Origin of the sequence: Dyella sp. C9 (assembly GCF_003332825.1) — a bacterium.
In the GTDB taxonomy this organism is placed as follows: domain Bacteria; phylum Pseudomonadota; class Gammaproteobacteria; order Xanthomonadales; family Rhodanobacteraceae; genus Dyella.
The window spans coordinates 64,628-76,710 of record NZ_QIRF01000010.1 but is presented as its reverse complement, the minus strand read 5'-3'; the positions used below and the strand labels follow the sequence as shown (position 1 = coordinate 76,710).

The window sequence follows — 12,083 nt, the reverse complement described above, 5'->3', positions numbered from 1 at the left end:
CCGTCATCCCGCCTGCGCGCTCAGATCGAGTGCAGTTCCCTCGCCGCATCCACGATGCACTGGCGTAGCCAGATGCTGCCGGGATCCATGTCGCGATACTTGTGCCATTGCAGCAATTCCACCAGCCGCGGCGTGTCGAAGCCCGGCGTGATCAGCCGCACCGGCAGCTGGCCGATGTACTTCTCGGCCAGCCGGGTATGCATGGTGGCCAGCCGGGTCGTGCCCACCACCAGGTGCGGCATCAGGTGGAAGTTGTGGTTGTACACCTCGATGCGCCGTGCATCGCCATGCGTCTGCAGAAACCAGTTCTCGTACATGGACAGGCCGGTGGAGCCGCTCTTGAAGCCCACGTGGCTCCAGCTGAGGTATTCGTCCAGCGACATGGTCGAACCAGCGTGGGGATGGTTCGCGTCGACCACGATGGTATAGGTGTCCTCGAACAGCACCTCGCCCGGTTGCGACGTCGACGACTGGTGCTGCGGATGGATGATGAAGTCCACGTCGCCCGATTCCAGCTCGAACGCCGCGGCATCGCTGGGCGTGCGCAGCTCCACCGAAATGCCCGGTGCCTCGTTGTGCACGCGCCGCAGCACATCGATCAACAGCACGCTGGTGGTGTAGTCCGAGGCCACCAGCGAGAAATGCCGCTCCGCCGTGGCCGGCGTGAAGCTGGGCCGGGTGGCGATGGTGGTGTTGATGCGCAACAGGATGTCGCTGACCGGCACCAGCAGGCTTTCCGCCAGCGGCGTCAGTTCCATCTTGCGACCGACCTGAACGATCAGCGGATCATCGAAATATTCGCGCAGGCGCGAGAGGATGCCGCTCATGGCGGACTGCGTGACGTGCAGTTGCTCGCCAGCGCGGGTGACGTTGCGCTCGGTGAGCAAGGCCTTCAGCGCGGCCAGCAGATTCAGGTCGAGTTTCTGGTAACGCACGTCTTCGCAATCTCCTGCTGTCAGATCGGGCCCGGCGAAGCTTGCCGCCGGTGTCCATGAAACGCCGTGATGGTCGACATCGGGAGATTCGATTTTTGCACCGAAACGGACTGCCTCACCATGGCTCCACTTTCGAAGATCCCGTAGTGGAGCCCGCAGTATGCCCCAATCCCCCAATCCACTTGTTGGCTGGACGGTCGATCGCGCGTCGATCCGCACCGTTGGCCAAGGCCTCCAGCGGCCCGAATGCATCCTGGCCGAACCGGACGGCACCCTGTGGACGGCGGACGCCCGGGGCGGCGTGATGCGCATTGCGCCGGACGGCGCCCAGCAGCTGATCGCGCAGACGGTGGACAGCGGCCTGGGCGCGGATGGTTCGGCCGAGCGCCTGTTGCTGCATGGCACCTTGCCCAACGGGCTGGCTTTCGACCGCGACGGCAACATCCTGATCGCCAACTTCGGTACCGACGCGATCGAGCTGATGACGCGCGACGGCCATAGCCGCACGCTCTATACCGAGATCGACGGCGAGCCGCTGGGCAAGACCAACTTCGTGCTCACCGACAGCCGCGGCCGCATCTGGTTCACCGTGACCACGCGCCTTCGCCCGTGGACACGCGCCATCAACGAGAAGACGCCCGACGGCTATGTCGGGCTGATCGACGAAAAGGGCATACGCATCGTCGCCGACGGCTTTGTCGGCACCAACGAGATCCGCCTCGATGCGAAGGAAGAGTGGCTGTACGTGGTGGAGTCCAACGCCCGCCGCATCTCGCGCCTGCGCGTGCAGGCCGACGGTTCGCTCAGCGGCCGCGAAGTGTTCGGCCCCGGCAACCTCGGCGGCACGCCGGACGGCTTTGCCTTCGATGCGTACGGCAACCTGTGGATTACCCTGATCATGGCCGAACGGCTGGTGGCGCTGACGCCGGAGGGTGAGCTGCTTACCCTGCTCGACGACGGCCGCCCCGAGCAGATCGCCATCTACGACGAGCATTTCTACGCCGGCACCATCACGCCCGAGCTGATGCGCATTGCGCAGGGCACGGTCGCCCCATTGATGGCCAGCCTCACCTTTGGCGGGCCGGACCTGAAGACGGTGTACCTGGGCAGCCTGCTCGGCACCACCCTGTCGTGTTTTCGCTCGCCGGTGGCGGGCTTGCCGTTGCCGCACTGGCGGCCGGCGTCCATCGCGGCCTGAGCGACGCCATTCTCCGTTTCGTCCCCACGGTGGTGGGTCACACAGTGGTGCGCTGGCGCGCCACCGCGTGGCCCGATCGCGCCCGCATGGGCCGCGGTCGCCTTCAGTAGCCGACGGTAAAGCGCTGCCGCAGGTGCAGTGGCGACTCCAGTTCGTCGACCAGGGCCATCGCATAGTCTTCCAGCGAAATGCTGGCCGGCTTGCTGCCGTCGGCGGTCGTCATCAGCTGGTCCTTGCCATAACGGAATTCGCCGGTGCGCTCGCCGGGCACCAGGAACAGCGATGGCGAAAAGAAGGTCCAATCCAGGCGGCTGGCGCGCAGCTGGTCCAGGAACTCGCCGCCGAGCAGGGCTTCCGGGCGCACGTGGGTGGGGAAGCCGGGCGTGTCCATGACGCGTACTCCCGGCGCCACCTCCAGCGAGCCGGCACCACCGACCACGATGTAGCGCCGGGTGCCGGCCGCCTCGACACTGTCGATGAGTTGCTGCGTGTCGCAGTCCTTGAACTTCACCGCGCTGACCACGGCATCGTGCCCGCTCAGCAGTCCGACCAGGCCGGGCTGGTCCATCACATCGCCGCGTCGCCGCGTCAGCCCGGGACGAATCGGCAAGTGCTCGACACCACGCACGATACCGGTGACCCGGTGCCCGCGCGAAAGCAGTTCGTCCAGTACACGTGACCCCACCTGCCCCGTAGCCCCAATCAGCGCAACATGCATAGGCACACCTCCCCGCAGGTCAAGACGTCGCAAACATCTCCGAGAACTGGGCAAAACCGGGTACATGGGACGAGGTACCGCCATCGACCACCAGGTTCTGGCCGGTGACATAGCGGGCCTCGTCGGAAGCGAGATAGGCTGCCGCGTAAGCGATATCCAGCGGCTCGCCGAGCTGCGGCGTGAGCGTTTCGCTCGCCACGATCTCCAACAGGCGAGGTGGCAGGTTCTGGCGCGCGGCAGGCGACAACACCAGGCCGGGCGAGACCATGTTGCAGCGGATGCCACGGCGGCCATGCGAGGTGGCGATGGATCGGGTGAGCTGCAGGATCGCCGCCTTCGACGCCGAGTAGGCGCACTGGATCAGCTGGCCCTGCAAGCCGAGATTGGAGCCGGTATTGATGATCGATCCGCTTCCCTGCTTCACCATGTGCGGCAGGGCGTAGTGGCAGCACAACATGGTGCCCCGCAGGTTCACCTGCATGATGCGGTCCCACACTGCTGTTTCCATGGTCTCCACGTCGCGGTCACGCGGACCGAGCTCGGGCGACTGGTCCGCCGCATTGTTGTGCAGCACGTCCAGGCGGCCGTGCCGCTGCATGGTCTGCCCGACCAGCTCACGGATGCTTTCCTCGTCCGCGAGGTCGACATACACCGCCTCGGCGCGGCCACCCGCCTGGCGAACATCCTCGGCCGCGCGACGCGCGCCATCGAGGTGTACGTCCGCCAGTACCACGATGGCTCCGCGCGCCGCCATCACCTGCGCCGTGGCGGCGCCGATGCCGCCGCCGGCCCCCGTGATGATGGCAACCTTGTCATGCAGCGGCCGGGTAGTCATGCCTGGTGTCATTTGCCTGTACGCCTTCGGTGTCACGGGGTCTTGCTGCGACGGAACAGCATGCTGAGCAGGAACCACAGCGTGCGCAGGTTCAGCAGCTTGAAGATGCGGCGCGCCTCTTCCGGGCGCAGCTTGGCCACCAGCGGCATCGCGCCAAAGGCCTGCCCCTTCACCACCAGCTCGTCGCCCTCGCGCGCCACCGAGCGAATGGTCATGAGGTCTTCGTCACCGGGGCCGAACAAGGTAGCTGTGGCAGGCGCCGCCTGCTCGCGCGGCGGCATGCGCGGGTTGTCGCCACTGGTGGTGGTGCGCGTGGTGACCATGCTGCTTTCGGTACCGATCAGCTTGTCGAAGTCCATGCCGAGGTCGCTGAACATGTTGATGGCGGTGGCACGGCCACCGCCGAACACGCCGCCACCCGGATGCATGAAGGGCCCGACCAGGTACAGGCCATCGATCTTCGGCACGCGGTACTGCGCCAGCTCCTGCAACGGCCGGTAGCCACCGGTCTGGTAGAACAACGGCGCCGCGCCGTGGATGTCGCCATCGACGAAACTGTTCGGCGAGCTGCGCTCCATGTCCAGCGGGCTGTACACCTTGCGGGCAACGATGTTGGAGGCGTCGAGGTTGGAGATGTAGCGGCTCATCTGGCCGAGCACCTTGTCCTCCATCTCCTCCTTGATGCGATCCCAGTGCTGCGGGCCTTCGGCCAGCCGGTACGGCGCAAAGCACACCGAATAGAAGATGCCCTTGCCGTCAGGCACGCGAGTGGGATCGGCGTGGCTCATGTCGCCGCCGGAAAGCAGCAGGTTCTGCGGCAGCCGGCCATGACGGATGGGGTCGAAGTCCGCGAGGAATTCGTCGAGCTTGCTGGTCTGCACGTACTCCAGCAGGGTCGCCTCGCTGATATGCGCGCCGGCCTTGTAGCGGGTGCGCTCGTTCAAGGCGTAATGGCCCAGCAGCAGGCTGAACGAGGACGGCTTCACGCGTGAGGCGCGCAGCAGCAGCTCGTCATCCAGGCCCTCCACGTAGCGGCCGAGCACGCGCGGGTGCAACGCGGCGATCACCGCATCCTTGGCCAGGATCTCCTGCCCGTCGGCGGTCTGCACGCCCACCGCGCGTCCGCCACGGGTGAGCACCTTGGTCACCTCGCAGTTCAGCCGCACTTCGCCGCCATGATGCTCGATGCAGCGCACGGTCGCCTCGGTGAGCTTGCCGCTGCCGCCGATCGGCATGCCCGGCGGCACGCTGTGGATCAGGCCCGGCCATACATACAGCCCCAACCCGGTGCCCAGCTCGTCGGGCATCTGCAGGTTCTCGGTCAAGAGCTTCATGAAATGAATCTTGACCTTGTCGTTCTCGTACAGCTCGTTGACCATGTCCAGCGTGCTGCGGTGCATGGCGGCACCGATCATGCGCCCTTCGGGCGTCTGGTCCAGCATGGTCAGGAACGGCCCCACCGGCGGCGGCGGCGCATACATGCCCGACAGCAGCATGGGCAGGAACTTGATGCTCTGCTCGGCAAAGCGCCGGTAGGTGTCGGCATCCTTCTGCGAGTACTGCGCGATCTCGTCACAGGTGCGGTCGATGCTCGCATAGGTGCACATCGTCGAGTTGTCCTCGAAGATGGTTCCGTGCGGCACCTTGGAATAGTTGTACTTGAGGCCGAACTTGCCGAGCAGGCCGAGTTCGTCGCGCGTGATCAACGGGTTGCCCTGGATCATGATGTGCACGTTGGAGTGCTCGTCATGCTTGTAACCCGGCACGGTCAGCTCGCGCGTCACCACGCCGCCGCCGGCCCAGCTCTTGCGCTCCAGCACCAGCACCTTCTTGCCCGCCTTGGCGAGATAGGCCGCCGTGGTCAGGCCATTATGGCCACCGCCCAACGCAATGATGTCGTATGTCTTGTCCACGGGAACCCTGTACGCCGCCCACAAAATGACGCCGGCCGTGGAGCCACGGCCGGCGCCGTCAACGCGGGCCCGGCCACGTCCTTCCCGAGGGTGAAGGGAGGGTCGGCCGGCCCCGGTGACCGACTCTATAGGAGCGTCAGGATCGCCAGAAATGGCATCTCGCGATCAAGCGCATCGGCAGGAGCGATACCAGGGATCATGCGTATTGATGCGCTGCAAAACGCAGCACCGGACCAGACGCAAGCCCGCTCGGTGCTACGCAGCGTCGCCCGGTACGTTGGCGTCGATCCAGCCGACGATGAACACGTCGAGCGTGGTGCGCTCCGGCACATCGATGCCCGCATCGCGGACAAAGGCCGCGGCGGCCTTGATCAGGGATTGCCGTGACAGGTTGCTGGCCTGGCGAGCCCCGGCCTGCTTCTGCCGCAGCTGGATGATGTGCGCCGATGGGCGTCCCGGCTTGGCGAACTTCTGGTAGCGCCGCAGCTCGTCAGCGGCGAGCGCGGTATCGAAAGCCGCCTGCAACGTCGCCTCGCGCGCCCTCAGCAGCTCGCCCAAAAGACTGGCGGCTCCCGTCCACTGGGCGGCTTCGGTCCGGGCCAGCAACAGCTCGCGCAACGAAGGAGAAAGGCGTGCCATCACGCCTGCGGGCGCCTGTTCGGCAGGCTGGTCCAACAGCGCAAGAAAGCCCGCTTGAGGAAAGTGCATGGTGTTCGACATGGGAAACCGGTAGCCCCGCGAGAGCCTGCGCTCAGCCCGCCTCACTGCCAAGGCGCAGGTGGATGCCCAGCTCCGTCGACAGTTCGCGCATCGGCTCCACGTCGCGCGACAGCGTCATCCAGCCGGCGATGCTGTCGTCCTCGGTATCGAGCAGCCACAAGGTATAACCGTGCGGCGCCAGGTTGTCATAGGCCAGGGCGAGCAGCTCGGACACATCCACATCGGCGTGGAATTCGTCGTCATCCGGGTCGCCGTCCCAGTCGATCGACAGGTTCCAGCGCGAGGCCAGTTCGTCGATCGCCTGGACCAGGGCACGACTGTCGCCGCCATCCACGTGGAAGCTCGACCGCCAGTCGGCCACCTCCCCCACTACCTGCGCCACGTCCACGTCGTCCTCGGGCGTGTCGCCCACCGCGTCGCGAAACGCCGTGAACTGCTGGAACGCCGCATCGTCGTCGCCCGGATTGATCAGCAGGAACAGCTGCCAGACATAGGCATCCAACGAATTGTCGTCATCATCGAACGCGTGCTCGGTGTCGAAGTCGTCGCTGGACGGGCTCATGCGTAGTACCACCATGGATCGGACTGGGATGATCGGCCCCGCGAGCGGGGTGGGTACATTGTCGGTCGCGGTGGCGCGCCAGGCAACGGAGCGCCAACACGGGAACCACCGCATGAATCACCGACCCGCGCCTCAGGCGTCATGTTCATGTGACAGGCGTGCCTCCAACTGCCTTTCGACTTCCGCCACCGGGGGCATGGCTCCCTTGAATCCGGTCGCACCCAAGCGGCGCAGGGTGGGATGACGGAGGCAGACGCCCAGGTCCATGTCGGCAGGCTTGCTATCAATGAGAGCCAGGCCGTGCAGGCGCTTATTGCCCTCGATGAACGAAAGCGATGGCAAGCTGCCGAACCGTTTCAGCAGCAGGAATTCCAGCGCCGGCAGACTGCCCAGCACCTCCGGCTGCACGATGTTTCTGCACGACTCGAACTCCACGCGCCGCAAGCGCGGCAGTGAAGCCAGCGCGGTGATGTCGCGCAGGCCCCTCGCGTAGGAAACGGAAAGCTCCTCGAGCTCGGTGGCCGCCTCCATCCCCTGGCACGAAACCAGCGAGGTCTGGATCAGCGTCAGTGACGCCAAGTTGGCCAGTCGTGGCAAGCCCTCCAGCGTCTTGCGCCGGAAGGCGGAAACATGCAGCGACCGTAGCGCGCTGCAGTATTCCAACCCCGTCCATTGCTCCGACCAGACGCCTCCAAGCTCCTCCAGCTCCACCATGCCGCTGAAATCGAAAGCGACCGCGGAGTCCGCGGAAAGCGTGCGCAACTGGTGCAGCACCGAAAGCCGCGTTGGCGCCTGCAGTCCCTTGGTCTGTAGGTGGATGCGCCTTATGTCCTCCACTCCGCTGCAACCCAGCAACTCGCCAACCGCGTCGCGTCCAGGCATGGCGCGCAGCCAGAGGATGAGCTGGTCGCTGGCCATCTGGCGAATGAAGTCGATGCAGGCCTGGTAGTCGTCACCCGCCGGCATTACGAACTGGATGCCGTCCCTGCCCGCGAGCAGTTGCACGCCGGCACGCGTGATCGCTGCGAAATCCGTTTCCAAACTGTCCCCCTCGGGTTTCCTGCAACCACGGGCCAAGCCCAATCAAGACTCCGTGCGCTGGATCCGCCACGCACGCCCATCGCGAACAAGCCACGCGGCTGGACCGCCGTGCGACTTGCCTGAAGCTGGCCATGCTATGACATTGAACCAGGCGCCGCTCCCGCATGCTCATGACGACAGCACCCTCGGGCATCTACGCACGAGGCCGTTCATTATCGCGCAGGCACCTGGCATCGAGGTCCGCCAGCAGCAGGGGCTTCACACGTGACGCGGGCTCGACCGTGCCCAGAAGATGTTTTCTTCACCCGCCCCGGTGGACTCTTTAGGCCTTTGCGGAGCTGTTCCGCATCATTGCGCCCATGGGAGTATCCGCCGATGCTGCATGTCGACATTCCGCGTCTCTCCGAGATCAAGAAGCTGATCCACGTGCGGGCAGATGCCTGTGTGTCCATCTATCTTCCCACCACGCCCAAGACTGCCAGGATCGGTGCTTCGCGGATCGCCTTCGGCAACGTGGTCAAGCGTACGCTTGAGCAGCTCGACGCCATTGGCGTGGACAAGCGCGGGCGCGTCCCGTTCGAGGAGGAGCTGGCCGCCATCGCCGATGACGACGACTTCTGGGCGCTGCAGGCCAATACGCTTGCCGTGCTGCTCACCGCCAGCAACGCACGCATCTACCGGTTGGCCACCAGTGTTCCGGAAACGCTGGAAGTCAGTGATCGCTTCCTGGTGAAGCCGCTGCTGCGCGCCATAGCCTTTCCGCAGACCGCCTTCGTGCTGGCGCTCTCCGAGAACGCGGTGCAACTGGTCGAGATCTTCCCAGACATCCCGCCGGTGAAGGTGCGCGTGCCAGGCCTGCCCAAGGATGCGGCGAGCGCGGTGGGCCGCGCCTCGGTGAACAACCTGACGCAGAACACCCGCATCGCAAATGCCGAAGGACAAACCGTCCTGCTGCGCCAGTACGCGCGCAAGGTCGACACCGCCATTCACGGCGTGCTGGCCGGCCACGAGTTGCCGCTGATACTTGCCGCCACGCAGCCGCTGGCCGGCATCTACCGCAACCTCAACAGCTATCCGCACCTGCTGCCCGAGGGCATCGCGGGAAGTCCCGATCGCCTGACCAAGGGCGAGCTGGCCAGCGCCGCCCGGCCGGTGCTGGATGATTACTACCGCGCCGAGGTGCAGGCAGCCGTGCAGCAGTTCAACGAGGCCCGCAACGATCGCCGCGCCACCCCCGACATCGACGAGGTGGCGCGCGGGGCCACCCGTGGTGCGGTGGAGCTGCTGCTGGTCGACATCGACAACGTATTGCGTGGCGCGGTGAGCAGGACCGGGGCGGTCGAGTTGTCCAGCCGGCCGGCCCCGGGTGACTACGACGTGATCGACGAGATCACCGGACGCGCCATCGACACCGGTGCGCGTTTCCTCGCGGTGCGCCAGGAGGATTTGCCGGACCCCTCGCCACTGGCGGCGATACTTCGCTATCCCATCTGAGAACCGTCTTGCGGGCGCGACGACCTGCGAGGCTCGCCAGGACCATCGGTATACCCGCCCAGCTTGCCCGAAGGCAGGCGATCGATTCCAACGGTCGCCATGCACCTGTCGCCACCATCCTCACGATGCGGTGCAATATTGCACGCCTCATGGGGCGGGGCGCAGGCGCCACGCCAGCCGCCGTCCTCGCGCTACGCGCCCAGGTTGGCCAGGGCGTTGTCGATCACCACGCGCTCCAGCTCGCTCAGTGCGGCGCTCGGCGCGCCTTGCCCCGAGTGAAGGCACAGCTCAACGACCGGCAGCGGCGGCAAGCCATGCCTTTCATCGAGCCGCATGAGGGAAGGCGGGATGCCCACCGCCGTTCTCAACGTAATGCCGAGGCCGGCTGCCACGCCCGCCCACAGGCTCTGCAAGCTCCCCGTTGCATAGGCCTGCCGCCAGGAAATGGATGCCTTGTCGAGCGCTTCGATGCCCGCCCGCCGGAAAAAACATGGTGCGTTGAACAAGGCCAGTTCGAGCGGCACACCGGGCCCCAGCACCACGTCGCGACCCGCCGGGCCGATCCACGTCATCGGCAAGGTCGCCAGCTGCCTCGCATCCGGCCGGCTGGCATACCCCATGGCGAGCACGAGATCGAATTCACCCCGGTCCAGGCGCTCCAGCAGCAGTCCATTGCGCTCCACTTCCACATCCACCCGTACCGCCGGATGCGCCTTCTTGAACTGCCCCAATGCTGCAGGCAGCCATGTCTCCGCGAAGTCGCCCGGCAGGCCAAAGCGCACCATGCCTTCCACCGATATCCCCGCTGCGCTGCGGACCGCTTCGTCGTTGAGGTCAAGGATGCGACGCGCATACGAGTGCACCAGCTCACCGATATCGGTCAGGACCATCCCACGCCCCTGCTTGCGGAACAGGGGCTGGCCAAGCTGGCTTTCGAGTTTCCGGATCTGCTGGCTCGCTGCCGATTGCGAGCGCCCCACTCGTTCGGCCGCTCGCCCCAGGCTACCCAGCTGGAGGATCGCGACCAGCGTTCGCATGGCGTCCATATCCAGGTTTGGCAGGGACATTACTTTCGTTTTCCCGATGGAATGGTTTGGGATTATCGAATTTTCCAAAGTCCGCCAAGAGCCTAGCATCGGCGGCACCCTTGCCGGACAGGTTCCGGCGTGTACCGAACCCCTTTGCGGAGCCACTCGCATGAATGTCTGTACGAAAAACGCGCGTCGCCTTATGGCGCTGCTTCTGTCCGCATGTGCGTTCTGGGCCGCGGCTGCCGGCGCCGACTCGGCACAGGACATCTCATCGCTTGCCGGCAGCTGGACGCTGGTGGCAGCTGACGTCCAGCACCCTGATGGTTCACGCGCGCCAGATTTCGGCGCGCAGCCGAAAGGGTTGCTGCTGGTGGACCGTCAAGGGCACTACTCGCTGCAGATCTACAAGTCCGAGCGCCCCGCATTTCACTCGGGCGACAAGGCCAAGGGAACGCCTGAAGAGTACGAGGCTGCCGTGATGGGATCGAGCACCCACTTCGGCACGCTCAGCATCGAGCAAGGTCATGGTGTCCTGGTTTTCCATATCCAGGGCGCCTCCTTTCCCAACTGGGAGGGCCAGGACCAGCGCCGGCAGTACCAGCTCAACGACAACACCCTCAGCTATCGGGTGGCGCCACGCCCCAATGGCGACGTGCCGATTTCGGTATGGAAGAGGATCGATTGAGCCTACTTCGGTTGCTGCCAGCAACGGCAGGCGCTGGGTGCGCGCCCTACGGTGCGATCCCACCTGCCGAATGGCCCCTAGAAATTCAGTCCCAACGGCCGGTTGCACTGGTATTTTTCGGCCGCCTTCGCCACGTCTTGTGCATCGAGGTGCCGCGCACTCAACTCCTCCGGCGTGAGCTGTTGCCAGGCCTCGACATCGATGCATTGGCGACTCGTAACGCCGAACAGGCGCTGCGCATTGCGCACCACGGAGCCGATGCCCTGGTCCATGGGATTGGCCAACTCGATGCCAGGAGCGACGCGTTGATCCGAACCGGGCACGCCATGGATGTTCTGGCCATGCTGGGCATTGAGCACCCGCTCGCGAAATCCGCCGTCTCCGGTGGCCGTTGGGTGGTCCGTGGATTGCCCGGATACCACAGGCTCGCCGGAAACTACCGGCGGTAGCGACCCACTGACGGAATCCGGCTCGACCGGCCTGGCCGCAACATGCGGGACGACGGCTGCGGAAGACTGCACGCGCGCTTTCACCGGTACCCGAGCGGGACCGCCATACGCGGCAGCGGCGGGCCGGGGTTCGGGCGATGCCGACGGCATGGCCGCAGGGCGAGGCCGCGGAAGGAAGCGCAGCTTGAGTGCCACCTCGCCGTCTTGCGCACGCAGACTCCGGTCAGCAGATGGACCCGCCGGCCGCAGCAAGCCGACCAGCAGGACAAGATGGCAAACCAGGGTCACGACCCATGCCGCGACCCGGCGCATCGACATGACAAGGCCTTGGGACTTCATTCCCTTCCTTCCCATCAGCGAACTCCCTTTGGCGCAACCCGCCAGGCGGTAGTGCGCTGCCGATCCACTTCGGTCCGATGCGTGTGCTACCGAAGGCATGCCGTGCACCACCGACCGCCACTGCGGCGGGTGCCCGAACCGTGTTTCCGACGAGCGGAGGCGC

General features: G+C 65.6%; 12 protein-coding genes. 3 read left to right on the top strand and 9 right to left on the bottom strand.

The features are described 5' to 3' along the window. Window positions 1-20: 20 nt before the first annotated feature. Window positions 21-935 (bottom strand): LysR family transcriptional regulator, encoded by a 915-nt coding sequence (locus DVU99_RS19790; RefSeq protein ID WP_198670303.1) that lies wholly within the window; start codon window positions 933-935, stop codon window positions 21-23. Between the two features lie 160 nt (window positions 936-1,095). Between DVU99_RS19790 and DVU99_RS12840 the strand changes: the two genes are divergently transcribed. Then, window positions 1,096-2,133, top strand: coding sequence for an SMP-30/gluconolactonase/LRE family protein (locus DVU99_RS12840; protein ID WP_114240620.1), 1,038 nt, complete (start codon window positions 1,096-1,098; stop codon window positions 2,131-2,133). Window positions 2,134-2,236: 103 nt separating this feature from the next. Here the strand turns inward: DVU99_RS12840 and DVU99_RS12835 are convergent, their stop codons facing one another. The 6 genes from DVU99_RS12835 to DVU99_RS12810 form a co-directional block, all read right to left on the bottom strand. Next, window positions 2,237-2,851, bottom strand: coding sequence for an NAD(P)-dependent oxidoreductase (locus tag DVU99_RS12835; protein ID WP_114240619.1), 615 nt, complete (start codon window positions 2,849-2,851; stop codon window positions 2,237-2,239). 19 nt (window positions 2,852-2,870) lie between these two features. Further along, complete coding sequence (locus DVU99_RS12830; protein ID WP_114240618.1) at window positions 2,871-3,686, bottom strand: SDR family NAD(P)-dependent oxidoreductase; 816 nt, start codon at window positions 3,684-3,686, stop codon at window positions 2,871-2,873. 32 nt (window positions 3,687-3,718) lie between these two features. Further along, window positions 3,719-5,599 (bottom strand): NAD(P)/FAD-dependent oxidoreductase, encoded by a 1,881-nt coding sequence (locus tag DVU99_RS12825; protein WP_114240617.1) that lies wholly within the window; start codon window positions 5,597-5,599, stop codon window positions 3,719-3,721. Between the two features lie 255 nt (window positions 5,600-5,854). Continuing rightward, window positions 5,855-6,307: a hypothetical protein gene (locus tag DVU99_RS12820; protein WP_232823599.1), complete on the bottom strand. Its 453-nt coding sequence runs from the start codon at window positions 6,305-6,307 to the stop codon at window positions 5,855-5,857. 43 nt (window positions 6,308-6,350) lie between these two features. Further along, window positions 6,351-6,881 carry a hypothetical protein gene (locus tag DVU99_RS12815; protein WP_114240615.1) on the bottom strand — a complete coding sequence of 177 codons (531 nt, stop codon included), beginning with the start codon at window positions 6,879-6,881 and terminating at the stop codon, window positions 6,351-6,353. 132 nt (window positions 6,882-7,013) lie between these two features. Continuing rightward, window positions 7,014-7,922 (bottom strand): leucine-rich repeat domain-containing protein, encoded by a 909-nt coding sequence (locus DVU99_RS12810; protein ID WP_114240614.1) that lies wholly within the window; start codon window positions 7,920-7,922, stop codon window positions 7,014-7,016. A gap of 375 nt (window positions 7,923-8,297) precedes the next feature. Between DVU99_RS12810 and DVU99_RS12805 the strand changes: the two genes are divergently transcribed. Next, window positions 8,298-9,416, top strand: a complete 1,119-nt coding sequence (locus tag DVU99_RS12805) for a hypothetical protein (RefSeq protein WP_114240613.1) — start codon at window positions 8,298-8,300, stop codon at window positions 9,414-9,416. Between the two features lie 191 nt (window positions 9,417-9,607). On the opposite strand, the gene DVU99_RS12800 is transcribed toward DVU99_RS12805, so the two are convergent. Beyond that, entirely contained in the window at window positions 9,608-10,531 is a 924-nt protein-coding gene (locus DVU99_RS12800) for a LysR substrate-binding domain-containing protein (RefSeq protein ID WP_232823598.1), read from the bottom strand. 115 nt (window positions 10,532-10,646) lie between these two features. On the opposite strand from DVU99_RS12800, the gene DVU99_RS12795 reads away from it, so the two are divergent. After that, window positions 10,647-11,132 (top strand): lipocalin-like domain-containing protein, encoded by a 486-nt coding sequence (locus tag DVU99_RS12795; protein WP_232823597.1) that lies wholly within the window; start codon window positions 10,647-10,649, stop codon window positions 11,130-11,132. 77 nt (window positions 11,133-11,209) lie between these two features. On the opposite strand, the gene DVU99_RS19785 is transcribed toward DVU99_RS12795, so the two are convergent. Next, window positions 11,210-11,920, bottom strand: a complete 711-nt coding sequence (locus tag DVU99_RS19785; RefSeq protein ID WP_157971431.1) for a hypothetical protein — start codon at window positions 11,918-11,920, stop codon at window positions 11,210-11,212. Between the last annotated feature and the right edge of the window lie 163 nt (window positions 11,921-12,083).

What these genes read in the sequence shown, in the direction of transcription:
- DVU99_RS12840 (WP_114240620.1), top strand. Translation starts at nt 1,096, where the DNA reads ATGCCCCAATCCCCCAATCCACTTGTTGGCTGGACGGTCGATCGCGCG.
- DVU99_RS12835 (WP_114240619.1), bottom strand. Translation starts at nt 2,851, where the DNA reads ATGCATGTTGCGCTGATTGGGGCTACGGGGCAGGTGGGGTCACGTGTA.
- DVU99_RS12830 (WP_114240618.1), bottom strand. Translation starts at nt 3,686, where the DNA reads ATGACTACCCGGCCGCTGCATGACAAGGTTGCCATCATCACGGGGGCC.
- DVU99_RS12820 (WP_232823599.1), bottom strand. Translation starts at nt 6,307, where the DNA reads ATGCACTTTCCTCAAGCGGGCTTTCTTGCGCTGTTGGACCAGCCTGCC.
- DVU99_RS12815 (WP_114240615.1), bottom strand. Translation starts at nt 6,881, where the DNA reads ATGAGCCCGTCCAGCGACGACTTCGACACCGAGCACGCGTTCGATGAT.
- DVU99_RS12805 (WP_114240613.1), top strand. Translation starts at nt 8,298, where the DNA reads ATGCTGCATGTCGACATTCCGCGTCTCTCCGAGATCAAGAAGCTGATC.
- DVU99_RS12795 (WP_232823597.1), top strand. Translation starts at nt 10,647, where the DNA reads ATGGCGCTGCTTCTGTCCGCATGTGCGTTCTGGGCCGCGGCTGCCGGC.
- DVU99_RS19785 (WP_157971431.1), bottom strand. Translation starts at nt 11,920, where the DNA reads ATGAAGTCCCAAGGCCTTGTCATGTCGATGCGCCGGGTCGCGGCATGG.